This window comes from Ralstonia sp. A12 (assembly GCF_000801955.1).
Classification (GTDB): Bacteria; Pseudomonadota; Gammaproteobacteria; order Burkholderiales; family Burkholderiaceae; genus Ralstonia.
The window spans coordinates 430,424-452,399 of the sequence record NZ_JSZO01000002.1 but is presented as its reverse complement, the minus strand read 5'-3'; the positions used below and the strand labels follow the sequence as shown (position 1 = coordinate 452,399).

Sequence of the window (21,976 nt, the reverse complement as noted above, 5' to 3'; positions counted from 1 at the left end):
TTTTCATGATGCTGGATCACCCATATTCCGGCCGGCACGCCATTGCCCTGGCGGTTGCCGCGCTGTCGTCCATGTCTGCGGTGCACGCGGCAGAACCCACGCCGCCTGAGATCGATCTGTCGACCACGATGGTGATTGCACCCGCGCCGTCGTCGCCGCTGACCATCGTCACCAACCCGAAATCCCCACGCCAACCGCTGCCTGCCAGCGACGGTGCGGACTATCTCAAGACCATCCCCGGCTTCACGTCCATCCGCAGCGGCGGCACCAATGGCGACCCTGTGCTGCGCGGCATGTTCGGCTCGCGGTTGAATATCCTCACCAACGGCGCCTCGATGCTGGGCGCCTGCCCCAACCGCATGGACGCGCCCACGTCGTATATCTCGCCCGAGAGTTACGACAAGCTCACCGTCATCAAAGGGCCGGAATCGGTGATCTACGGGCCGGTCGGCTCGGCAGGCACCGTGCTCTTTGAGCGCAACACCAAACGCTTTGCCGAGCCCGGCACGCGCTTTGACGGCAGCGTGGTCGGCGGGTCTTTCGGCCGCAATGACCAGAACGCCGACTTCACCGCCGGCACGCCCGACGCCTATGCGCGCATCACCGCCAACCACGCGCACCAGCAGGACTACAAAGACGGCAACGGCAACACCATCCCCTCGCAGTGGGACAAGTGGAATGTGGACGCTGCGCTCGGCCTCACGCCCGACGACCACACGCGCCTGGAGCTGACCGCCGGCACCGGCGACGGCTACGCGCGCTATGCCGGACGCGGCATGGACGGTGCACACTTCCGCCGAGAGAGCGTGGGCCTGCGCTTTGACAAATCGCACATCGGCGAAGTCCTGCAGCGCATCGAGGCCCAGGTCTACTACAACAATGCCGACCACGTGATGGACAACTTCACGCTGCGCCAACCCGACCCGATGAGCAGCATGCCGATGGGGATGGCTGCCGACGTGGGCCGGCGCACGGTCGGCGCTCGCGTGGCCGCCACGCTGCGCTGGGCCGATGCGCTGCAGTTCGTCACCGGTCTGGACATGCAGACCAGCCGCCTGCGCTCACGCAGCGGCACCGAGATGGTGTCGTACAGCACGCGTGCGTGGGTGCCGAGTGCCAGCTTCTTCAACACCGGCGCCTTTGGCGAACTGACCTGGTTTGCCGCCGAGCACCAGCGTGTGATTGCCGGCGCGCGCATTGACCAGGCCAGCGCACGTGACGATCGCGCGTCGATCAGCAGCATGATGGGCAGCCGCCCCAACCCCACCGCGGGCGAAGACCGCTCGCGCACGCTGCCCAGCGGATTCGTCCGCTACGAGCACGACGTGTCCGGCGTGCCTGCCACGCTGTACGCGGGCGTGGGCCATGCTGAACGCTTTCCGGATTACTGGGAGCTGATCTCACCGAGCATGGGACCCAGCGGGTCTGTCAACGCGTTCTCGGCCATCCGCCCCGAGAAAACCACGCAGCTCGACGTGGGGGCGCAGTACAAGAGCGCGCGGTTTGATGCGTGGGTCTCGGCGTATGCGGGTGTGGTCAACGACTTCATCCTCTTCAACTACCGGCCTGGCATGATGGGGCCGATGTCGCAAGCCACCAACGTGGACGCACGCATTGCCGGCGGCGAAATCGGCGGAACATGGCGCGTGAACAATGCGTGGCGCGTTGACGGTGCGCTTGCCTATGCGTGGGGACGCAACAGCAACACCGGACAGCCGCTGCCGCAGATGCCGCCGCTGGATCTGCGTCTGGGCGTGGAGTACGAGCGCGGGCCGTGGTCAGCCGGTGGCCTGTGGCGTGTGGCAGCGGCACAGCATCGCTATGCGTTGAATCAGGGCAACGTGGTCGGTCAGGACTTTGGGCCCAGCGCGGGCTTTGGCGTGCTGTCGCTGCATGCGGGCTACGCCGTCAGCAAGACGGTGCGCGTGGCCGTGGGTGTCGACAACGTGTTGAACAAGGCCTATACCGAGCACCTGAACCTGGCAGGCGATGCGGGCTTCGGCTTTCCGGCACGCACGCCCATTCCCGAGCCCGGCCGCACCGCCTGGGCACGCGTGAGCATCAAGATGTAGCGCGGTATTGCGCCGCCTGCACATTGCGCGAGGGAATTCGCCAAAAGTGACCCCGTAGGCGCACAAAATGACCGCGCCCGCATTGAGGCTCGCCGCGCCCTGCACTACCTTGGAACCATCAGCGATCGCACGCCGCGCCCGGCGCGCGGTCGCTTTTCGTTTGCTACCAAGGAGTGTTGTTCATGCTGCATACGCTTTCCAAGTTGTGGTGGGTGCTCGCGCTGCGCGGACTATGTGCACTGACGATTGGTGTTGGCGCATTCATGGCGCCGGCGGCCACGTTGGCTGCACTGGTGCTGGTGTTCGGTGCCTACGCGCTGGTGGAGGGGTGCCTACTGCTGGCCACCGCCTTTGGCGGCCAGCACCGTGGGCATGAGCGCTGGCCGATGCTGCTGCAAGGGTTGCTTGGCGTGGCGGTGGGGGCCCTGACGCTGTTCAACCCCGGCGTGACTGCGCTGGGGCTGCTGCTGTACATCGCCGCATGGCTGCTGGCACAAGGCGTGCTGCAGATTGTCGTGGCCGTGCGCTTACGTGAAGAACTCTCTGGCGAGTGGTGGCTGGTACTCGGCGGCATCGCCAGTGTGCTGCTGGCCGGTTGCCTGCTGTGGCGGCCTGAGGCCGGTGTACTGGCGGTGCTGTGGTGGATCGGCGTGTGGGCCATCCTGTGGGGCATCGCATTGATCTTCGCGGCGCTGCGTGTGCGCAAGTGGGGCCGCAGCGGCTCCGCGCGCGCGTTCGCTTAGCACTGTCCCATCATGCTCGCGCCGTTTCGTGATCGCGCGGATGCCGGCCGACAATTGGCCGACGCACTCGCAACGCGCAACCTGCCCGCACCGCGCATCGTACTGGCGCTGCCGCGCGGCGGCGTGCCGGTCGGTTACGAGATTGCACGGGCGTTGAACGCAACGCTCGGCGTGTTGCTGGTGCGCAAGCTCGGTGCGCCGTGGCAGCCTGAGCTGGCACTCGGCGCGCTGGCCGATTGCGGCGCGGGCCTACCGCCGCACGTCGAATGGAACACCTCTCTACTGGATGCCATTGCGCCTTCGCAGGCCTACCTTGACGAGGTAATGGCGCAAGAGCTGGCGGAACTGGAGCGCCGTCGCACACGCTACGGCGTCACACCATTGCCGCTGGCAGACGCAACCGTCATCGTGACAGACGACGGCATCGCAACTGGGGCGACCGTGCGCGCAGCCCTGGCTGCCGTGCGCCGTGCCAAACCCGCGCGCGTGGTGCTGGCGATTCCCACCGCGCCCGAGACCACCTGGCAGGCGCTGCGCACCGAGGTGGATGACGGCCTCTGCCTCATCGTCGCGCCCGACTTCAGCTTCCAGGCCGTCGGCCAGTACTACGGCAATTTCGATCAGACCGAAGACAGTGAAGTGACGGCGTTACTGGCCGATGCCTGGCAACACCATCACTAGCCCATCACGCCGTCTGCAGGCGCTGCTTGCGCTCGATGTCCGGCAGGAACACCGTCAACAGGCCGATGAGCGGCAAGAACGAGCAGAGGTGGTAGACGTTGTAGATGTCGGTGGCATCCGCCAGTTTGCCGAGCACTGCCGCGCCAATCCCGCCCAGCCCGAACGCAAACCCGAAGAACAGGCCCGACACCATCCCCACCTTGCCGGGAATCAGCTCCTGCGCATACACGAGGATGGCCGAGAACGCAGAGGCCAGCACCAGCCCGATGATCACCGTCAGCACCGCCGTCCAGAACAGGTTGGCGTACGGCAGCATCAGCGTGAACGGCGCCACACCCAGGATCGACACCCAGATCACGACCTTGCGGCCCACGCGGTCACCAATCGGGCCGCCCACAATCGTGCCCACCGCCACCGAGAACAGGAAGAGGAACAGGAACAGTTGCGAGGTCTGCGCCGACAGGTGGAACTTGGTGATCAGGTAGAACGTGTAGTAGCTGTTCAGGCTCGCCAGATAGAAGTACTTGGAGAACAGCAGCACGACCAGCAGCGTCATCGCAAATGTCACCTGACCGCCTGTCAGCTTGACTGCCGAATGTGCGCGGCCACCCGTGCGGCGAGCGTGGCCCGCAGCGCGCTCACGCTTGTACCAGCCGCCCACCTGGTAGAGCACGAAGATAGCGACGAGCGCGGCAATCGAGAACCATGCCAGGCTGTGCTGCCCATACGGCATGATGATGGCCGCGGCAAGCAGCGGGCCCATCGCGCTACCCGCATTGCCGCCCACCTGAAACAGCGATTGCGCCAGGCCATGTCGCCCGCCCGATGCCATGCGCGCCACGCGTGACGATTCCGGATGGAAGATTGACGAGCCCGTGCCCACCAGTGCCGCCGCCAACAGCACCGTGCCAAAGTTGGGCGCCACCGACAGCAGCACCAGCCCCACCAGCGTGAAACCCATGCCCACCGCCAGCGAATACGGCTTCGGGTGCTTGTCGGTATAGAGCCCGACCATCGGCTGCAGCAGCGATGCCGTGATCTGGTACGTGAGCGTGATCAGCCCGATCTGCGAGAAATCGAGGTGGAAGTTGCCCTTGAGCAGCGGATAGATCGCCAGGATCAACGACTGCATCATGTCGTTGAGGAAGTGCGCGAAGCTGATGGCGCCGATCACGCCAAAGCCGGTCTTGTCGGCCTGCATGGCGGGGGTGCCAGACGCGGCGGCCGTGCCGTTTGCGGTGGTTTGCATGAGGTTTTTGCGAAGAAAGGAACACAAGCGAGGAGCGCTCCATCATGCGCCCAAACGGTGCAGGCTCGTTACCGCAAATTCGACAATGATTAGCGCGAAACAGACAAATTATTGTCCGGGCAGAAGCGTCACCGCACACCGTGCCGCTTCACCCAAAACACCCCCTGATTTCCCGCAAACCCGCGCCGCGCTTGCCTCGGCAGACAGCTAACCTGTTAGCCATTTTCGTGCACGAGGCTCCTCCGTTCGTAGCATGGCCCGTCAGGAGGCGCTTTCTATACTCGCCAGCATGGACTGCAGTACGACGCAAGACACGCAACAAGCGCCAGCACTGACAGCCAGACGGACCCGGCGCATGCGCAGCACAACCAGCCAGCGCATGTGCACGATCTGCATACCGAATCGGTGACCGGCGCCCCAAAAGACTTGGCCGCCGCACACTGACCAGCCATGGGAGGGGAAGCCATGAAGATCCTGATAACGGGAACGCACTGCCGCGCGATGGGAGACCTCTTCTATCAGGCCTTGCTCGACGACCGCGTCGTCTGCTGCTTCGTTACCTCCGAAGCCGTGGACGTGACCGGCAACGCCATGCATCCGTCGCCCGCCATCGCCTCCCCGTGTACCGACCCTCGGCTCGCTGACGTCTCTCGGTCGGCGAGTTATTGCGCGCCCCTCGTCCCGTAGGGCGCGCTCTTTTCTACCGATGCCGTCAGCGCGGGGGCGCTGGCGGATCACCCCGGAACAAACGCCTCAGCCGATCAGCCCGGCATCCGTCAGTTCGCGCTTCATGTAGGCATACAGCACCGGCGCGGCAATCACGCCGCCCACCCCAAACAGTGCTTCCATCACGATCAGCGCGAGGATCAGTTCCCACGCGCGCGCATCGATGCGGCTGCCGATGATGCGCGCATTCACGAAGTACTCGAGCTTGTGCACCACCACCAGGAAGACGAGCGACGCCACCGCCAGCTCCAGCGATGCCGTCACGCTCATCAGCACGATGGCCGTGTTGGAAATCAGGTTGCCCGCCACCGGAATCAGCCCGGCCACGAAGGTCAGCAGGATCAGCGACTTGGAATACGGCACGTGCTGCCCGAACAGCGGCAGCGCCCCCAGCAGGTAGATGGCTGCCAGCGCCGTGTTGAGCGCGGATATCTTCACCTGCGCAAACACCACAGCCTCAAACGCTGCGGTGAGCCGCCCCAGCCGGTTCAGCAGCGCTGCGGCCAGCGGCTTGTGGCGTGACGGGTCAGGTGTATCGGACCACGCCACCATCGCCCCCAGGATCAGCCCAACCAGCATCAGGGCGCTGGCACGCAACCCGTCGATGCCAATGGTCGACACCTGATGGCCGTGCTCCTTGATCATCTCGACAAGCTGCCCACGCAGCTCAGAGACCGACTGCGGAACATAGTCGACCACCGCCGCCGGCAAGGATTCACGCAGGTTGTCGAGCACGTCGGCAAGGCGCGTGAGCATACCTTCGAGCCCATGGCCGTGCTCGACCAGGCGGCCGATCCCGATGCCCAGCCCGGCAAGAATCAGCGCCGCGATCAGGAATACACCGCTCACTGCGATCGCCTTGGCGCTCTTGGACAGCGTGCGCCGCTCACGCAGGCGCGCCTCCAGCTTGCGTGCCAACGCGTAGACGAGGAAACCGGCAATGGCCGCCGGCAGCAGATGCAGCCACAGCACAGCCGCGATCATGGCGACCACCAGCACGTAGCTGACGGTATCAATAGTGCGGGAGTGCATGGGCAGAGGAAGCTTCGTCATGAGAACAGGCCGGCAGCGATGTTGATGGAGAGCGCGAGGATGCTCGTATTGAAGAAGAACGACAGCAGCGACTGCCCGAGCACCGCCCGGCGCATGGCGCGCGAGCGGATGGCAACGTCGGCCGTCTGGCTGGCGACCGCGATCGTAAAGGAGAAGTAGAGAAAATCCCAGTAATCGGGCTCGATCTCACGGTCGGGAAACACCAGCGTCGGCTCGTTCGGCACGCGGTAGTACAGATGCGCGTAGTGCACGGTGAACATCATCGGCACCATCAGCCAGGCACCCACCACCGTCACGCCGGTCAACGCGTAGTGCCAAGCCTGTGCGTGCCCGGCCGACTTGGCCGTCACCAGCTCAAAGACAATCGCCACCATGCTGGCCACCACGCCCAGGCAGACCACCGCCAGCACCGCCGAGGCGCGCTCATCCTCACGGCGTGCCACAGCGCGGATGCGGCGCGGGTTGGCCTTCAGCATCATCACCGAGACCAGCACCAGATACGTCCACACCGCGGCATCCCAGCCGAGCAGCGCGCGTGTCAGCCAACCGTGCGCCGCCGGTATCAGCACAGCAACAACAATGCCCAGCGTGAACGCCCCGAGCAAACGCGGCCGCGTCGAGGCGAATCGGGGGATCGGAAAGGACTCGTCCTGCGGGTTCACGTGGGCCTCTTGTGTGCGTTCAGGCAAGGCGACATGGTAGCCGCTCCAGCCTGAGCGCCCAGCGCCACATTCAAGACGTCGTCAAAATCAACGCGAACGAACGCTTGCACTTCTCCTGCACACGCTCGTGGGTCTTCAGTTGCTCAGCAGTGATGATGGCTTCCGGATAGACGCGGCACATGCCGACCATCGCGATGTCTAGCGAGTCCGACGAGCTGGCTTGGAACTCGAACTGCTCAAGCACCGTGTCATCTGTATCGCGCACGGTGATCTGGAACGGGCCAGGCGTCACGAAGGTGGCACAGCCGGCCAGCATCGTGGCCGCCGCAGCCAGAGCGATACAGGCTGCTGAACGGGCGGTGCGAACGGGGCGGCGGGCACGGATCATCGAGGGAGTTCCAAGCGTGAAATGCTAGTGAGACGCGCGGACACTATATCGGTTCGCTACAAAACAAAAACGCCCGCATCGTGCGGGCGTTCTGTGAATCACGTATGGCAGGCGCCTTCGCGCCAGCTGCAACCTCAGGCGTTGGCACCGTCGGTGTACGTGTTGAACTTGTCGCCAACCTTGGCACCTTCGGTGTAGGTGTCGAACTTGCCTGCACGAGCCAGTGCGCCTTCGGTGTACGGATCAAACTTGCTGCCTGCCTTGGCACCTTCCGTGTACGTATCGAACTTGCCAGCACGAGCCAGTGCGCCTTCAGTGTACGGGTCAAACTTGCTGCCTGCCTTGGCACCTTCCGTGTACGTATCGAACTTGCCAGCACGAGCCAGTGCGCCTTGGCTGTACACATCAAACTTGTCGCCCACCTTTGCGCCTTCGGTGTACGGGTCGAACTTGCTGCCTGCCTTCGCGCCTTGCGTATAGACGTCGAAACGTTGGCCGGCTGCGGCGCCTTGGGTGTACACGTCGAACTTCGCAGCAGCCAGGGCGGGCACGGTTGCCAGGGCGATCAGGGCTGCAATCAGGGTGCGTTGGGCTTTCATGATGTCTTCTCCGGGATGGGCGCAGCGCGTCGGGCAGGTATCCGGTGTTTCTCTTGGACTATTTCGCTGCGGCGCCGCATTCGATGGAGTCATCGTAGGCGAGCCTGTTCAGACAATAAATGTCGCGACAGACAATTTATTGTTGCGATATTCGAAATTACGGGAAAACCCGCACGAACACTGACTTTGCGGCCTGCAGCAAGGGATTGCCGGATTGTTTGCGCAAATCCAAGTCGTGACTTTTTCAGCAAAAGTCAGCTTTGTACGCCGACCGAACGCTTCGGATTGCTGCACCTTCGTGCGTCGCACCAATCACACACACGCGCCACAGATTGTCATTTCCGGATACAAACACGCACAGGTTTGTGGGCGGGCCTATGTCACACTCCGCGGCATTCGCTTTCACCCCTTTGCCCAACCCACGATGAAACGCCTTCTGCTGGCCATTGCCCTACTTGGTGCTGCATTCCTCTCCGGCTGCGGCGTGGTGGCCGCGCCCTGCCGTGTCGCCTCGGCTGGGCTGAAGATGGTGCCACTGGTGGGGCATGTGGCCGCAGCCCCCACCGATGCCTGCGCGGACATCATTGACTGAGCCCCTCCGCATCACTCCGGCGCGCTAGCGATACCCGCCTGCCGCGCCACCCAATCCTGCAGATCCTTCAGTTGCTGGGCGTTGGCGTGGAAAGCTTCGGCTTCACGCTCGTGCTGGGCTTCAACGTCAGAGAGGACAACGCCGCTGGGGGCTTCATCAAGGAGGCTGGTGGTGGTGGGAAGCTCGGCGTGATTGGCGGAGTTCCACATGCCGACAAAGCGGCCAGGGATGCGGCAAGCAGCATCGTCGTGCACAACGACTTCATGGGGTACCTCGCGATCGCGGTAAAGGATGCGGTCTCGAAAGACCGTCTGGATCTGGGTCTGCGCCTGCGCGGACTGGTCAGCAACCTGAGCGGTCACTTCAGCCTGGCGGGTCTCGGTCTTGGCGGCGGCAACCTGACGCTTGAGGGCTTCTGCCTGCTCCACGCGGATGCGATGCAGATCGCCCGCGCCATAACCCAGGCCAAACGCCAGAGCCAACGCCAAGATGGCGCTGCCCCACAAGCGGGGATCGAGCAAGCTCATGGCGTGACGACTCCCACACTGGCTGCAAGAACGGCCCGCGCACGTGACCACAGTGCGCGCCGGTCATTGATGCCGTTGGTGCCGCCATTGATGCGGCGGGTCAGCTCCACAAAGGCGACATCGGTGTCCTGATCGGCAAAGCGGTTGAGCCCGCCGCGTAGCCAGAACCATGCGGCCGATGCAGCTGCATGCACAGGCTGTTCGAGCAGCTCGGGCTGCGCTTCCAGATCCAGCCCCAACGCCATGCCGCAGACGCGGTAGTTGGCGCGGCCCGTAATCTGGATCAAGCCACGGCCCAGGAAACGCTTGCCGTCACCGGGCTGCGTATTGCCCAGGTCTGCACGGCCCTCGTAGCCGCGCTGTGCGGGCGTCGGCCCCCACAGCTCACGCACATAGCGCAGTTGCCCCGATTCGTGCCCGACCTGCGCCAGAAACGCGGCAATGCGCGCGGGCGTGTTGATCTGACGAAACAGGAGAACGTCGGCAAGGATGGGCGCGAACACATCGGCACGCGTGCCGGCGTTGGGCATGACGGTGCGCAGTTGCGCAGCGGTCAGAAGAGGTTCAGCCATGATTTGCCTTGTGCAGGGATTCGCGTACGTCGTCGACGACCTCGGCCAGGTCGGCATCGCGCCGCTTGTTGATGAAGTTGAAGACCCAGCGCACGATCGCCCAGCCCGGCAGGCCGCAGACGAAATAGATGCCGCCGAGTGCCATAGCGCCGTTGGCCGAGCCGATCCAATGCGCCACCCCGAAGTACTGGATAACGGTGGCGCCGCCGCCCACGCTGGCGATGACAGTGGAGATGAGCGCGACCGCCCACTCGCCGCGTGCGCGTGGCAACGTCATCACCATCACAACGATGGTGGCGAGTGCGCTTGCGCCGCCCGCCACGGCTGCGGATCCGCCAAGCGCCTTGAAGGCCGCTGCGCCCGCCGCCCCCGCAACGGCGCTGCCGCTGATGGGTTCAGACATGGTTTCCCCCCGGAATGAAAAAAGAAAAAGCCCGCGCGAAGGCGGGCTTTGCTGCTGAGACGACGGTGCCTACCAGTCAATGGCCTGCACGTCTGCGATGCTGGTTGCGGCGTTGATCTTGGCGATCAGGTCAGCGTACTTTTGCTGGGCAGCGACGCGATGTGCGAGCCAGTCTGCGTTGACTTGCTGGACTTGGGCGGCGGTGTGCGAGGTGAATGACCAGGTATCGCCATCGGCACACCAGATGGGGGTGGTCCAGTTTGGTGAGGCGATGGCGGCTGCGCTGACTGCGCATTGCAGGTTCCGCTGGTCACCGTCTTGCGATGGGTAGGTGTGTGCCGTACCGAGTGCGGATGAGGTGAAGCCGGTGATCAATGCGGCACCGCACGCAGTGCTGGCCTTGGCGGCCTGCGCTGTCCGCACTTGACTCAAGGTCATGAGCGAGGTCGGATCAACGGCAATTGGCTTGCCGTCAGCATCTGACGTAATGGCCTTCCCTGCTGTTTGCGCTTCCATCAACTGCGCATGTGTTATTGACCAATTGGCTTCGTCAACAGCGTCAGCTGGAATATTTGAGCCATGAACGGCAGAATCATAAAAACCGCCGGTGGATTTTGCGAAGAACATAACCATCTCCTTAGTATCCAATGGCAACCCATCCGCAAAGACGGACCCCCGGGTTGCTACAGTTGATCTTCATTGTCGAGGTCGTCGTACTGGTGATTTCGGCGCCAGCGAGGGCCTGAGACCCCGGCACTTCTCCGTTATTGAGGTATGCAGTTGCCCATGCAGCGGAAACACTGATCGGGAATGCAATCGGAAACGTGACGGTGGCGGATGTGTTTACACCCTGTTGGCCCCATTGCAGGATCAACCCGCTAGGCAGCTTTTGATAGCCGCCTGTCGAACTCAACTGTGCCTTAAACAAAGACGAAAACTGCGTTTGCCCTGAGCCAGAAATCGGAAGCCAAGAGCTTGTTGAGGCAAGCAGCGTGATTGAATCAGTTCCACTTAATGGAAGCGAAGCGACAAACCCGCCTCCTCCATAGATAGTGTCGGAACCCTGACGCTGAACTACGGTTCCCGACGCACCCGCTGGATGAAAAGTGATGGTCGAACCAATCGGCACCGATGACAGCAAGGGCAGCGTCAACGTGATGTTGTTGCCGACAACTGTGACCGTCTTTCCGCAGATTGAAGGGGGCAACGTCGAGCTGGTGGCAAATCCCACGTAGTCAGCAAACTGCAACCCTGCAGTCTTGACGAAAGCCGTCGTTGCCAGCTTCGTACTGCTATCGAACTGGGGCGCCGTGGTCCAGTTGGCACCTGACATCACAGATGCATACGGCAACTGCGCGCTACCGCCTGTTGCAACCCATTGGTTCGGGGGAACAGCGACGATCAACAAACTATCACCAGCAGACAGAACCATGCTGTTACCACCGTTCAGCACGCTATCCGAGCCAGCTCGTGTGACCGTCAGTGGAGCACTTCCACTGTTGTTGAACAGAAACGCGCCACCAGCCGGCAAGCTTGAACAAGCTGGCAATGTGAATGTCGCGGCGGAACCACCCCAAAAATTGATCACATTTCCCGCTTGAGCCGCGGTCAGCGTTTGTGAGGTCGTGTAGCCGTTGAAATTCTGAAAATTGCCCAGTGCGCGCTGCACAAACTGCGTCGTGGCCAACTTCGTGTTGTTGTCGAACTGCGGAGCACTAACCCCGAGCGTTGCAGCCCACTGCATGATGCCGGTCCCGCCCATGGCGTAGAAGTAAGAGCCTGCGCTGGACAGCAATGTGAGGGAATCACCTTGCTGCAAGGTGATGGACGTGACAACGCCAGCCGAACCGACAGAGATTCGGTCACTACCGCCAGCAACCTGCACATACAGCTTGCCCCCACCGCTGTTCAGAATCTCAAAGACAGACCCGTTTGGCGTGGCTGTGGAGGACGGCAGTGTCCACGTACCACCATCTGGTCCGTAGTACTGCAGTGCCATCCCCGCCTGAGCCACGGTAAGCGTTTGGTTCGTGCTGTATGCCGCCATCATTTGACGATTGCCCAGCGCCCGTTGCACAAACTGCGTCGTCGCCAACTTCGTGCTGCTATCAAACTGTGCTGGCGTCACCCCCGTGGTCAACGTCTGCCCGGCACTCACCCAACCATTCACGCCGTTCGACACGAACTGCACCGCCTCGCCCGGATTGAGCACAAGGCTGTTGCCACCGTTGCCTTGTCCAAATGCAAGCGTATCGGCGCCGTTGCGCGTGACAGTGGCCGATCCGCTGGCTTGCATGTAGGTCACGCAGATGCTTGTGCCATTCGGGCAGTTGGCAGCGGGCGGCAGCGTGATGGTCTGCCCGGTGGACGTCACGTTCACCAGCGCGCCGAGTGCAGCCGTGGTCAGCACGCTTGAGACCGCAACGTTCTGAATGCTGGAATAGCGCTCACCCACCGCAGCAAGCAAGCCGCCAACTGGCGCCGTCGGCACATTCGGGTAAGGCACAATGCTCGCGTTCGTCACCGTGCCTTGCCCGTTGGCAACCGTGATGACCGCCAGCCCCACGTACCCCGCCGTCACCGCTGGCGTGATCTGTGTGTTGGTAGGTGCGGCCGTGCCGGCGACAAGCTGCAACGACACCTGCCCGGCACGCGTAGTCGGCTGCGAGGCACCGCTGCCACCCGGCCCATTGAACGCCTGCGACGGATTCGCGCTGTTGTAGTACGGCAGCACGACATTGCCGATGTCGTTGTCCAGGTAGGCCGCCTGGATCAGGTAGTTCTGGCTGTAGCCGGTCGTGGCGGGAGCCGTGAGCGTGAAGGACTGCGCGTCCATCAAGATGCCTTGCTTCAGCAGGCTATGCGCGGTGTCTTGTGGCAGTGCGCTATAAGGCGTGCCATCAAGGTTGGCCTGCTGGTAGATCTGCCCCGGGTTGATGTTCACGCTCATCGAGGCAGGCGAGGTGGGCACGCAGTTCAGGCCCGAGACCACGGTGGACGTGCCAAACAGATCGGCGCACAGCTTGGCCAGCGCGATCATGGTCTGCTTGTTGGTATTGAGCAGGTCCGTAGTTTGCGGCACCTGGCCGCTGTAGACAATCTGACGATCCAAGACTGTTCTCCAAATGAAAAAGCCCGGCGTGCTGCCGGGCTGTCGGTGGTGAAGAAAGAAAACGCGTGCGCCTAGGAACTGATGCGCGTCCAGACGATGGAAGCAGCCGGCCGCACCGATTCAATGGCGGCGTAGATGTCGGCATCCGACACAGTGTTGCTGCTCATCGAGAGATCGGTGTACTCGCCCTGCGACGGCACGCTGTAGCCGGTGGTGACGGTGCTGTAGCCGGCTACATTCGGGATGCCGCTGCCAAACGGCCGATACGCCTGCACGAACGCCTGGTAGGTCAGCGAGACCTGTCCGTATGCGCCAGCCATGCCGTAGCCGCTGTTGGGAGCGTCATAGGCGCCGCAGTCGGCCGGGCAGTTGGGTTCGATCACGATCGGTGCGCGGCCGGTCAGGTCTGTCAGCACCCGCACGATGGCGTTGCGCGTGCCGCGTTCACGAAGCACGTTGGCGATGATGTTGGCGCGAAACGAAGCGTCCGACTGGCCGGTCCTGCGCTGGATCGACGTGCCGAAATAGTCTGCCGCGATCATGTCGAGCCAGCCATCGGACGCCGTCCTGATACGCGTCTGCAGCTTTGCATAGGCATACAGGCTGTAGACGTAGGCACCGCTATAGGCCAGCCCCTGCAGCAACGCATTCAGCACCGGGGATTGCGCTACATCCCCAAACCAGCGCGGCAGATAGCCACGGATGCGCGCAAAGATGTCTTGTTGATCACCTGTTGCCATTACGACACCGTGATGGAGTTGAGCGTGGTCTTGATGACCTGCAGGTTGGTGGCCGGCAAGTCTGTCGTGCCGCCGTTGAGCAGCATGCTCGTGACGTTGATCACCCCGGGCGACGCGTCATACGCCACCTGTGCCAGCCGTGAATATGCAAGCGTGGTACCCAGCGGCAAGCTGTTGACGTAGTTCATCAGGGCTGTCTGTACCTGTGCCGTGATGACCTGGTGCGTGTAGCCCGCTGCGGTTGCGATGTTCATCGCCACCGTGGCGTTGACGACCACCGGGCCATACACATAAAACGTGCTGGTCAGTGGTCGAACTGCATCCACCGCGTTGCTCACGCTGGAGAGCAGCGCGGATGAGGGTGAACCGCTGCCGTCATCCACGATCACGATGAACGTACCGTTCTGCTGCAGCCCCGCATACGTCTGGTTCTCCAGGATCACGTACGTCAGGCCTTGCTTGATGCTGGCAATGGCCGAACCGATAGCGGTCTTGGTCGCCTTCGACAGGCTGGCCACGTAGGCGATGAACCGCGAGCGGAAGGCACCGTCGGGCTCGGCATCGGCGCCGTTGGTGAAGGTGGCAGCGTTGGTCACCGTATCCACGCCAACGATGGCCCCCACGATGGTGGAAACCGCGCCAGCCACCGCGTTGCCCGCAACACCGGGTACGACCGCCTGCACCGGCACGACCACGCTGGCAGCGCCCGCTGGGATCACGTAGCCGCCCAGTAGAGCGTTGTAGGCGGGGTTGGTCGTATCGACGGTCACGTTGAACTGCTGCGTACCGTCACCCGTCTGCACCACCGCCGTGAGCGGCACCAGCACCTGCTGCGTGGTCGTGAAGCGCGAGAACGTGACCGTGCCTGTGGCCGGCACTGCGGCCAGGCGACTGAGGCCGAAGTCGGCCATCCACGAATCGAGATCGGCACCGCTTGATGTCGATGCCCGCGTGATCGCCATGACTTGCAGGATCAAACCCTGCAGCCAGACTGTCACCGCGGCGTTGGCTTCGACCACAGCGCGCAGCACCGACCCCACAGTCAGATCGACCAACACCTTGGCATAGCCCTGGATGGCCGTTACCTGGTTGCGCACGAGCGTCACCCAGTCTTGCGTCTGAATGGACATATCACTTGCTCACATTGAATTGAAGGGATACCGGCTCGCGCGTGATCGAGCTGGAGTACAGAATGCGCACGCTCACACCGCCCGTGATGGCAGTCACATCCACCTGCGGCTCGGGCGTCTGTGCGACGCCAGCCTCCAGCGCCGTCTGCGTGCGGATGAGGCCGCGCAACGCAGCGATGTCGAGCGTCTGCCCAATCCGCTGCGGCAGGCCCGCGCCGTAGTCGGTATGAAAAAGGTAGTCACCAGGATTGGTCACCAGGCGTCGCACAATGCGTTGCTGCGTACGCAGGTCCGCACTGGCAAGTCCCAGATCACCCGTGGGCGAGACACCAATATCGTCGCCCACCCAGTGGTTCACGTCGTTCAAGAGTTGCTGGGTCATGCCACGCTCCCCGTTGTGCTGGGGCCGGACTGCACGCCCGTGTGGCGGTGCGTTTCGTCGATCGGATGGCCATTGGCCGACACCCGCCCACTGAACTGCGTGTTGCCGCTGATGCTCATCGAGTTGCCGGTGCCGTTGTTGCCTGACACCGCCATGCCGGCCTGACCGGTGATGGTTTGCGTCACCAGCAGCGTGCCGTCGATCTGCACCGGGCCGCTGTGGTTCCACTGCGGCGCCTGGCTGGTGAGCGTGCCCGCACTGATGAGCGTGACCGTGCCGTCGTTGTGGAACTGCAGCTTGGAACCCGACGCGTGCGAGAGAAAGAACTCACCGGATTGCGCGCCAGTCGGCCGCGCTTGATCACTGAACAGGCGTGCGCAGATGTAGCCGTTCTCAACATCGCCGCCGAGGAACTGCACCTCCACCTGATCGCCCGGGCTGACCGGCGCATCGATGCCCCAGCCATTGCCGACCCAGGCAGAGGCAACGGGCATCCAGCCGGTCAGCGAGCGCGCTGGGTCGGCGGGGTCTTCGGGTTGGAGGCGTACGCGCGCAGATGCCGTGCCCGCGTCGTAGCTGGTGACGATGCCCATGCGATTCTCTGCGCGATTCGACTGCGCCATCATCGCAGCGAGCACCATCTGGTTGCGGAGCTGTTGGATCATTTGCTGGTGTCCCTGTTGATGTCTTTGGCCGAGATCTCCATCACGTAGCCTTCACCCAGGCTCATGCTGCGCGTGATGCTGTCGATGAGGTAGTCCTGGTCGAACTTCGTGCCGGTGCCGGTCAGGCGGATGGTGTCGGTTTGCGTGAGGACGTGATCGGCGGGCAGACGCGCATGCAGTTTCATCTCGTGCTGCGCCACCTCGTCGTGCTTCTGCTTGGCCAGGCGCTTGACGCCAGCCTGGTCGAGGCCGTTGCGCTCAACGGTGTGGGTGGGCTTGCGGCCCTTACCGCCATCGGCCTCGTTGCTATACCGGGCAACAAACGGCTTGCTCTGCTTCTGGTGCCACGAGCGCGCCTCGACCGTTACGCCTTTTGCAACCGTCAGGTCACGCGACAACTGCAGACTGGCCACATTGGCCGCCGGGTTGCCCTTGTCATCACGCCCCCAGCGCAACTCATAGGGCTCAGCCGACGCGGGTGCACGCGGGCCGAAGTACAGCGTCTTGCCAGTGACATAGCAGACGAACCCTTCAGCAAGGGCCATCGCAGCAAGCAGGTCCCATTCACTGCGCTGGTCCGTCATGCTGACCTGATCACGCGCATACAGCTTGCCCACCGGGTTCTTCGTCGCGCTACCGGCGATCTCTAAGCCATGTCCCGTTGCCAGCGTTTCAGCCACTTCCGATGCGGTCTGGTTCTGGAACTGCACGGTCACCTTCGCATCGATGAACAGTGCGGTCAGGTCCCGGCCGCTCAGTGTCAGTTGCGCCACAACCGGATCGCACTCGACGCTATCAACGCGGCCGTAGATCAGCGTTAGCAGATTGGTCTCGTCGTACTGCAGCGGATCCTGCGGAAAGCCGGCAAAGATCTCGACCAGCAGCTCCCGCTGGCTGGAGAACCAGTTCGCGTCGCGGTCGGGTGGCAGGCCACCCATGGCCAGCGTGAGCTGAAACGTATCGGCCTGCGCATACGAGTTGTTCTGCACCGACCAGCTCACACAGGCCGGCACACGCTCGCCGTTGACCCTCACGATCGTGCGTGGTTGCCTCACCTGCGGCACCACGGGTAGTTTGTTCAGGCTCATAGAAGAAAAAGGCCCCGCAGTGCGGGGCCGTCCAGTTGGTGAAACTGCGGAGCTAAGGGTTCATCAGGCCGCCCACGTTGTCCTTGTTAGGCGGAATCGTCAGCGTCTGGATGCCCTGCACCTGCGGGTCACCCATGAGTTGCGGATTGGCCTTTGCCAGGCCAGTCCACGCCATCGCATCGTTGTATTCCTTGACGGCCAACTGCATCAGGTTGCCGCCGGCAACCACGACTTGCTTGGCGCTCGTGTAGGTCGAGGTGATGTTCGCTTGCATTCGGCCGGCAACGCGATCGAGCTGAACCAGAACAGGCAAGCTCAGTGCTGAGCTGATCTGCCCATTGAGCTTGGCCACCTGTTGCGAGACCGGGTTGTTCGGCAGGATGCCGCCCAGCGTCGTCACCGTCGTCAGTGCATTGTTTGCGGACGCGACCAGCGTCTGCGCACGATTGCGGACCGCGGTGACCTGTTGCAGCACGTTGCTGAGCGTCGACTGCGCTGCGTTGGCAAAGCTGGCAACGTTGTCGATCGCCGCGTTGGCCGAGTCCATCAGGCCCGACAGCGCGCTGTCGCCAATGGAGGCGACCATATCGGTGACGGCTGCGGCATCGCTCTTGATCTGGTTGTCGATACTCTGGTCTTCATCCTTGCCTGCGAATTTCGACAGGTCACTGGTCACCTCGCACGCGATCTTGTAGGGGATCTTGTAGAAGCGCTGGAAATCCGCCCGGAACTCGCGAATCACCACGGCGTAGTAGATCTCGGACCATTGCAGTAGTAGCGATGAGCCGCGCACGCGCAGGTCATCCAAGTCACGCGCGCGAGCCAATGCATCCTCACCGAGCAGCCAGCCAGACCACTCGACGGGCGCGCAGAACGCCCCCATTGAGTCGATCACGCGCGTGCCGCCCACCAGGTCATGCATGGCCAGCTTTTGCGTACCGCCAAACGAGAGGCTTTCGGGAATCTCCAGATCCTTGAACTGGAACCTCCCAAGCTTGAGAGCAAAATCAGACATGGTTGGTCAAAGTCCAGAAGGCATCAGTTGCATGCCGGTGTTGAAACTGCTGGAACCGGTTTGCGGCCGTGCGAGGTTGCCGTTGATCTGCTTCCACACCACTTGCCCGACCGAGCGGCCGTCCATCGTCACGTCACCCTTGAGGATGACGGGCTTCTGATCTGCGATCTTGACGGAGCTGCCGACCACCGGGCTGCGGTTGTGACCTTCGTTCGAGTAGGGTGTGGTGGGAGGACTCGTGAGCTTCTTGCCTTCACCCGGGTGCAGCAGGTCGTACAGATAGGTGCCGAGCGTTGCACCTTTGACACCGCTCATACGCTCCGCCAGCGGGTTGATGAGGTTGGTGTTTGCCCAACTGCCGACCTGATAGGCGGTCTTGCCGACTTGCCAAGCTGTGTCGATCGCGTTGACCGCCAAACCAACCGGTCCGGCAAACCGTAACGCTGTACGCGCCACGGGTGACTTGACCAGGGCGCCCACAGCGCCCAGTACGCCTTTCAACGGCGACTTGGCCAAAGCCCCCGCGGTACTCAAGAGCCCCCGCCCCAAGCCAGCGCCCTTGCGAAGCACCGACACGCCGGTTGCCCCCAGCGCCTTCACCATCGTGCCGGCATTGCGCCCAACCAACCGCACCCCTGTTGCAAGCGAACGGCCTCTGCTGGCCATGTTGCGAACCAGCGTCCTGCCCCAGCCTGCACCGGTACGGAGCGCTGACACCGTACTTTTCCCCAGCGACTTCGCCATGGTGCCTGCGCGGCGCCCCACCGATCGCACCCCATTTGCGAGCGAGCGACCACGGTTCGCCACGTTGCGGACCAATCTCCTGCCCCACTCCGCCCCCTTGCGGAGTGCCGACATCCCCGCTTTACTCATCCGCTTCACGCGCGAGCCGAGCGCCCCGCCCAGCTTGCGAAGCGGCTTGCGCGCGATCGACTCACCCAGCTTCAGGCAATCGCACGGTGAGCCCTTGCCCGAGCCACCACCGCCCGCAGGAGGCACCAATACTGGCAACAGCTTCTTGAAGAGCGTCAATCCCGTGACTGCGAGCATGACCCCCTTCGCTACCTCAGGATGCTCCTGCGCAAGCTTCGTGATTTTCTCGATAAGGTGACTGAACTTCTCCAAGCCGGCAATCGCCAACGGCAAGATATTCTCGCCGAGCGTGATCTTCAGATTGGTGACCTTGGCTTCATAGTCCTTCAACTTGGCGTCATGTCCCTCGTTTGCCTTTTCATAGGTCTGGGAAACGCCACCCGCCTGACTGCGGTTCTGAAGGTACTTGCCGGCACGGTCCTGCTCGTGAAGCAGCACGTTCGCGAGGCTGGCGTCTTTCGCCCCCAGAATGGCTTCCAGCTTCGTGTTGAGACGATCCCCCGTGTACCCCTGCTTCTGCAGCGCGGGCACAATCACGTCGGCCACATACTTGAACGGGTTGGCCGCAAACTCTTGCGAACGCGCCATGCCAGTCGCGTCCACGCCGACAATGTGACCGGACTTGTCACGATGCACGGCCTTGTGGTCCAGCAGCTTGACCCGCTCCAGCTCACGCACCGCGGTCGGCGACATCTTCCCCGAGGTCCAGCCCTGGAGCGTGGTCATCGCGGCGACGCTGGTGTTGGAAGCACCCGCGCTCTGCATGAACTGCTTCAGCCCGAAGAATGCGGCCTCGGTTTGTGTGAACTTCGTCGAGAGCTTGCCGGACTGCACCGCCTCCTGGTAGTCCTTCGGCTCGACCTTGCCGTTGCTGACCAGGTAGCTATTCGTTACCGCATCCAGCGTCTCTCGCACTTTCTGCGTGTCGATCTTGCCGGTGTTGGGGTCGATCACCCCGTCACGCATCTGCGCCACCTTCAACGCAGAGAGCACCAGTTCCTCAAACTTCGCCCCATCCTTCGAGCCCGTTGCGGCCATCAGCCCCGATTTCATCTGCGCCAGCATCTCGGTAACCTGCTGCGCCTGGGTTGAATCCTGCAGAATGGTCTGCGCGCCACCATAGAGGCTGGCAAGGTCGGTATAGGACTGGCCCTTGACCTCCAGGCTCTTGATGAACCTGTCATTGGCTGCAAGCGAACCGGGCTGAAGCAAGCTGATGCGCTCAAGCACGGTGTGATACTTCGACGCCGCATCCAGTTCGTCCTTCCACATCAAGGCAGTTTCTTTGCCAGCCTTGGCCAGGGCATCGCCGGTATCGGCCAGCTTCTTGATCTTCTGTAGTCGGGTCTCGACTTTCTCTGCGTTCTTGTCGATTGCCTCGAGCCGCGTGGCGATCTCCATCAACCCGCGCGAGGCGCTATCCACCAGCGCAATCCGTATCCCGATCTTGTAAGCATCGAGGCTCATAGGAATCCTTGTTCATCTGTTGAGGCCACCGATCTCACGTGTGGGCGTGTGCGATAGGGCGGCCCGCCAGCGCCGCCGCCACCGCATCGCCCACCCTCTTCTGCACGCCGTCAGCGCGCGCCAGTGCCCAATCCCAGGACGACCGCTTGGCTGGGGGTGGTGCCGATGGCAGCCACCAGCCCGCCCAAGCGATGCACCATCTCCGCAAGCGAAAGATTCATTCGCGCTCCTTGAAAGACATCGTCTTCAAGTCAAACTCCGCGCCATGAAATTCGCTGCATTTGATGGCCATCGCCTGGCGCATGGTGTCGTCCAGAGAAAACGCCACGTCGAACGGCACACCGTTATGCACGAGCCACATTGCCTCGTGAAACGGGCCGTTCGTCAGGAGTTTTTTAGCTCGGACTCCGGCTCGGCCGTCTGGATGAAGCTGGCCGCCACGCCGCGCTGCGCGGCTTCGTTACCCTCTTCGCCCAAGCGCTGATACAGGGCACGCAGTTGTGCCTCAGTGGAAGGCGTGAGCACCGGTTCGCCATCGATGGCCGAGACGAACTTGAGGTGCGCCACCTCCGCCAGATACAGCATGTTGAGTTCGCTGCTGCCGGCGGCCTTCGCAAAGTCCAGGTTGCCCAGCGGACTTGGCTTGCGCAGCGTGATCTTGCGGCCGAGCGCGTCATCAACCACCACCTCTTTCGCGGCGGCCTTGATGATCTGTTCAGAGGGAGTGATGGTCACGTTGGTCATCAGGACACCTTGACGCGGCGCGAGGCCACGAAGTTGACGGATTGCTTGATAGTGGCGTCGCCCGCGCGGTTGCCGGCGTCAGCCAGCGTCATCATCACCCCGTCGTAGCGGAACTGCGAGACCGAGCCGTTGGCTTCCTGGATCGTTTCGTAGATCTGCGCGCCCAGCTCGTTGAAGCCGGCGTAGTAGCCCGCTTCGAGTTGCGCGAAATAGTTGTCGAGCGTGGCATCCTGGCGCTCCACGTCAAACGAACCCGACCAGCCATCGAAGAAGCGCACGTGGTCGGTGATGCCGTCCAGGCGCTTGACGCGCACGTCGGTCACATCCTGCTTGCTCTTGAAAGCGGTGATCTTGCTCGGTTGCAGCGTGCCGCCTGCAGTCTGGATGACCAGCGCGTAGTCGCGGCCGACGGTATAGCCTTGAATCGGCATAGTGTTCTCCAAAAAAAAAAGCCCCGCGCATTGCGGAGCCGAAGGGTTGATTGAGTAGCGTG

General features: G+C 62.7%; 24 protein-coding genes. 4 read left to right on the top strand and 20 right to left on the bottom strand.

The genetic code is table 11. The features are described from left to right. Nucleotides 1-5: 5 nt before the first annotated feature. The 3 genes from PI87_RS06490 to PI87_RS06480 all read left to right on the top strand — a co-directional run bounded on the left by PI87_RS06490 (nt 6) and on the right by PI87_RS06480 (nt 3,496). Nucleotides 6-2,072: a TonB-dependent copper receptor gene (locus PI87_RS06490; protein WP_332308684.1), complete on the top strand. Its 2,067-nt coding sequence runs from the start codon at nt 6-8 to the stop codon at nt 2,070-2,072. Nucleotides 2,073-2,254: 182 nt separating this feature from the next. Continuing rightward, nucleotides 2,255-2,815 carry an HdeD family acid-resistance protein gene (locus PI87_RS06485; protein ID WP_039596840.1) on the top strand — a complete coding sequence of 187 codons (561 nt, stop codon included), beginning with the start codon at nt 2,255-2,257 and terminating at the stop codon, nt 2,813-2,815. A gap of 12 nt (nt 2,816-2,827) precedes the next feature. Next, the gene (locus PI87_RS06480) at nt 2,828-3,496 is read left to right on the top strand and encodes a phosphoribosyltransferase (RefSeq protein WP_039596839.1); all 669 of its coding nucleotides are present in this window, start codon (nt 2,828-2,830) and stop codon (nt 3,494-3,496) included. 4 nt (nt 3,497-3,500) lie between these two features. On the opposite strand, the gene PI87_RS06475 is transcribed toward PI87_RS06480, so the two are convergent. The 5 genes from PI87_RS06475 to PI87_RS06450 form a co-directional block, all read right to left on the bottom strand. Further along, complete coding sequence (locus tag PI87_RS06475; RefSeq protein ID WP_039596838.1) at nt 3,501-4,745, bottom strand: MFS transporter; 1,245 nt, start codon at nt 4,743-4,745, stop codon at nt 3,501-3,503. 753 nt (nt 4,746-5,498) lie between these two features. Beyond that, entirely contained in the window at nt 5,499-6,524 is a 1,026-nt protein-coding gene (locus PI87_RS06465; protein ID WP_039596836.1) for an AI-2E family transporter, read from the bottom strand. Further along, the gene (locus PI87_RS06460) at nt 6,521-7,186 is read right to left on the bottom strand and encodes a DUF1345 domain-containing protein (RefSeq protein WP_084209906.1); all 666 of its coding nucleotides are present in this window, start codon (nt 7,184-7,186) and stop codon (nt 6,521-6,523) included. Before PI87_RS06460 ends, PI87_RS06465 begins: the two co-directional genes overlap by 4 nt. Nucleotides 7,187-7,256: 70 nt before the next feature. Next, complete coding sequence (locus tag PI87_RS06455) at nt 7,257-7,574, bottom strand: hypothetical protein (protein WP_039596835.1); 318 nt, start codon at nt 7,572-7,574, stop codon at nt 7,257-7,259. 134 nt (nt 7,575-7,708) lie between these two features. Next, nucleotides 7,709-8,173, bottom strand: coding sequence for a hypothetical protein (locus tag PI87_RS06450; protein WP_039596834.1), 465 nt, complete (start codon nt 8,171-8,173; stop codon nt 7,709-7,711). 424 nt (nt 8,174-8,597) lie between these two features. On the opposite strand from PI87_RS06450, the gene PI87_RS29405 reads away from it, so the two are divergent. Further along, entirely contained in the window at nt 8,598-8,765 is a 168-nt protein-coding gene (locus PI87_RS29405) for a DUF6726 family protein (protein WP_198139519.1), read from the top strand. 11 nt (nt 8,766-8,776) lie between these two features. Here the strand turns inward: PI87_RS29405 and PI87_RS06445 are convergent, their stop codons facing one another. From PI87_RS06445 to PI87_RS06370, 15 genes are all read right to left on the bottom strand, one after another. Continuing rightward, a complete protein-coding gene (locus PI87_RS06445) occupies nt 8,777-9,292 on the bottom strand; it encodes a hypothetical protein (protein WP_039596833.1) in 516 nt (171 codons plus the stop codon). Beyond that, entirely contained in the window at nt 9,289-9,864 is a 576-nt protein-coding gene (locus tag PI87_RS06440; RefSeq protein WP_039596832.1) for a glycoside hydrolase family 19 protein, read from the bottom strand. The genes PI87_RS06445 and PI87_RS06440 overlap by 4 nt, the downstream gene beginning before the upstream one ends. Continuing rightward, nucleotides 9,857-10,267 carry a hypothetical protein gene (locus PI87_RS06435; protein ID WP_039596831.1) on the bottom strand — a complete coding sequence of 137 codons (411 nt, stop codon included), beginning with the start codon at nt 10,265-10,267 and terminating at the stop codon, nt 9,857-9,859. Before PI87_RS06435 ends, PI87_RS06440 begins: the two co-directional genes overlap by 8 nt. A 69-nt stretch (nt 10,268-10,336) precedes the next feature. Continuing rightward, on the bottom strand, nt 10,337-10,705 hold the full coding sequence (locus PI87_RS06430; RefSeq protein WP_157003088.1) for a DUF4376 domain-containing protein: 369 nt from the start codon (nt 10,703-10,705) through the stop codon (nt 10,337-10,339). A gap of 199 nt (nt 10,706-10,904) precedes the next feature. After that, nucleotides 10,905-13,379, bottom strand: coding sequence for a gp53-like domain-containing protein (locus PI87_RS28035; protein ID WP_052321429.1), 2,475 nt, complete (start codon nt 13,377-13,379; stop codon nt 10,905-10,907). A gap of 71 nt (nt 13,380-13,450) precedes the next feature. Continuing rightward, nucleotides 13,451-14,119 (bottom strand): hypothetical protein, encoded by a 669-nt coding sequence (locus PI87_RS06410; RefSeq protein ID WP_157003087.1) that lies wholly within the window; start codon nt 14,117-14,119, stop codon nt 13,451-13,453. Beyond that, entirely contained in the window at nt 14,119-15,249 is a 1,131-nt protein-coding gene (locus PI87_RS06405; protein WP_039596830.1) for a baseplate J/gp47 family protein, read from the bottom strand. The genes PI87_RS06410 and PI87_RS06405 overlap by 1 nt, the downstream gene beginning before the upstream one ends. A 1-nt stretch (nt 15,250) precedes the next feature. After that, on the bottom strand, nt 15,251-15,631 hold the full coding sequence (locus PI87_RS06400) for a hypothetical protein (protein WP_052321428.1): 381 nt from the start codon (nt 15,629-15,631) through the stop codon (nt 15,251-15,253). Further along, a complete protein-coding gene (locus PI87_RS28030; RefSeq protein ID WP_052321427.1) occupies nt 15,628-16,296 on the bottom strand; it encodes a phage baseplate assembly protein V in 669 nt (222 codons plus the stop codon). The genes PI87_RS06400 and PI87_RS28030 overlap by 4 nt, the downstream gene beginning before the upstream one ends. Then, nucleotides 16,293-17,384, bottom strand: a complete 1,092-nt coding sequence (locus PI87_RS06390) for a phage late control D family protein (protein ID WP_039596829.1) — start codon at nt 17,382-17,384, stop codon at nt 16,293-16,295. Before PI87_RS06390 ends, PI87_RS28030 begins: the two co-directional genes overlap by 4 nt. Nucleotides 17,385-17,436: 52 nt before the next feature. Then, nucleotides 17,437-18,399: a hypothetical protein gene (locus PI87_RS06385; RefSeq protein ID WP_039596828.1), complete on the bottom strand. Its 963-nt coding sequence runs from the start codon at nt 18,397-18,399 to the stop codon at nt 17,437-17,439. Nucleotides 18,400-18,405: 6 nt separating this feature from the next. Then, a complete protein-coding gene (locus tag PI87_RS06380) occupies nt 18,406-20,673 on the bottom strand; it encodes a phage tail tape measure protein (protein ID WP_198139518.1) in 2,268 nt (755 codons plus the stop codon). A gap of 283 nt (nt 20,674-20,956) precedes the next feature. Continuing rightward, on the bottom strand, nt 20,957-21,079 hold the full coding sequence (locus tag PI87_RS29825; RefSeq protein ID WP_269746638.1) for a hypothetical protein: 123 nt from the start codon (nt 21,077-21,079) through the stop codon (nt 20,957-20,959). Nucleotides 21,080-21,123: 44 nt separating this feature from the next. Then, entirely contained in the window at nt 21,124-21,483 is a 360-nt protein-coding gene (locus PI87_RS06375) for a hypothetical protein (protein WP_039596826.1), read from the bottom strand. Next, on the bottom strand, nt 21,483-21,914 hold the full coding sequence (locus PI87_RS06370; RefSeq protein ID WP_039596825.1) for a hypothetical protein: 432 nt from the start codon (nt 21,912-21,914) through the stop codon (nt 21,483-21,485). The genes PI87_RS06375 and PI87_RS06370 overlap by 1 nt, the downstream gene beginning before the upstream one ends. Nucleotides 21,915-21,976: the final 62 nt, after the last annotated feature.

Coding starts and splice junctions, on each gene's coding strand:
- PI87_RS06465 (WP_039596836.1), bottom strand. CDS start 6,524: ATGACGAAGCTTCCTCTGCCCATGCACTCCCGCACTATTGATACCGTC.
- PI87_RS06455 (WP_039596835.1), bottom strand. CDS start 7,574: ATGATCCGTGCCCGCCGCCCCGTTCGCACCGCCCGTTCAGCAGCCTGT.
- PI87_RS06390 (WP_039596829.1), bottom strand. CDS start 17,384: ATGAGCCTGAACAAACTACCCGTGGTGCCGCAGGTGAGGCAACCACGC.
- PI87_RS06450 (WP_039596834.1), bottom strand. CDS start 8,173: ATGAAAGCCCAACGCACCCTGATTGCAGCCCTGATCGCCCTGGCAACC.
- PI87_RS06385 (WP_039596828.1), bottom strand. CDS start 18,399: ATGTCTGATTTTGCTCTCAAGCTTGGGAGGTTCCAGTTCAAGGATCTG.
- PI87_RS29405 (WP_198139519.1), top strand. CDS start 8,598: ATGAAACGCCTTCTGCTGGCCATTGCCCTACTTGGTGCTGCATTCCTC.
- PI87_RS06375 (WP_039596826.1), bottom strand. CDS start 21,483: ATGACCAACGTGACCATCACTCCCTCTGAACAGATCATCAAGGCCGCC.
- PI87_RS06400 (WP_052321428.1), bottom strand. CDS start 15,631: ATGACCCAGCAACTCTTGAACGACGTGAACCACTGGGTGGGCGACGAT.
- PI87_RS06405 (WP_039596830.1), bottom strand. CDS start 15,249: ATGTCCATTCAGACGCAAGACTGGGTGACGCTCGTGCGCAACCAGGTA.
- PI87_RS06480 (WP_039596839.1), top strand. CDS start 2,828: ATGCTCGCGCCGTTTCGTGATCGCGCGGATGCCGGCCGACAATTGGCC.
- PI87_RS06440 (WP_039596832.1), bottom strand. CDS start 9,864: ATGGCTGAACCTCTTCTGACCGCTGCGCAACTGCGCACCGTCATGCCC.
- PI87_RS28030 (WP_052321427.1), bottom strand. CDS start 16,296: ATGATCCAACAGCTCCGCAACCAGATGGTGCTCGCTGCGATGATGGCG.
- PI87_RS06490 (WP_332308684.1), top strand. CDS start 6: ATGATGCTGGATCACCCATATTCCGGCCGGCACGCCATTGCCCTGGCG.
- PI87_RS06475 (WP_039596838.1), bottom strand. CDS start 4,745: ATGCAAACCACCGCAAACGGCACGGCCGCCGCGTCTGGCACCCCCGCC.
- PI87_RS06435 (WP_039596831.1), bottom strand. CDS start 10,267: ATGTCTGAACCCATCAGCGGCAGCGCCGTTGCGGGGGCGGCGGGCGCA.
- PI87_RS06370 (WP_039596825.1), bottom strand. CDS start 21,914: ATGCCGATTCAAGGCTATACCGTCGGCCGCGACTACGCGCTGGTCATC.
- PI87_RS06380 (WP_198139518.1), bottom strand. CDS start 20,673: ATGGAGATCGCCACGCGGCTCGAGGCAATCGACAAGAACGCAGAGAAA.
- PI87_RS06485 (WP_039596840.1), top strand. CDS start 2,255: ATGCTGCATACGCTTTCCAAGTTGTGGTGGGTGCTCGCGCTGCGCGGA.
- PI87_RS06410 (WP_157003087.1), bottom strand. CDS start 14,119: ATGGCAACAGGTGATCAACAAGACATCTTTGCGCGCATCCGTGGCTAT.
- PI87_RS06445 (WP_039596833.1), bottom strand. CDS start 9,292: ATGAGCTTGCTCGATCCCCGCTTGTGGGGCAGCGCCATCTTGGCGTTG.
- PI87_RS06430 (WP_157003088.1), bottom strand. CDS start 10,705: ATGACCTTGAGTCAAGTGCGGACAGCGCAGGCCGCCAAGGCCAGCACT.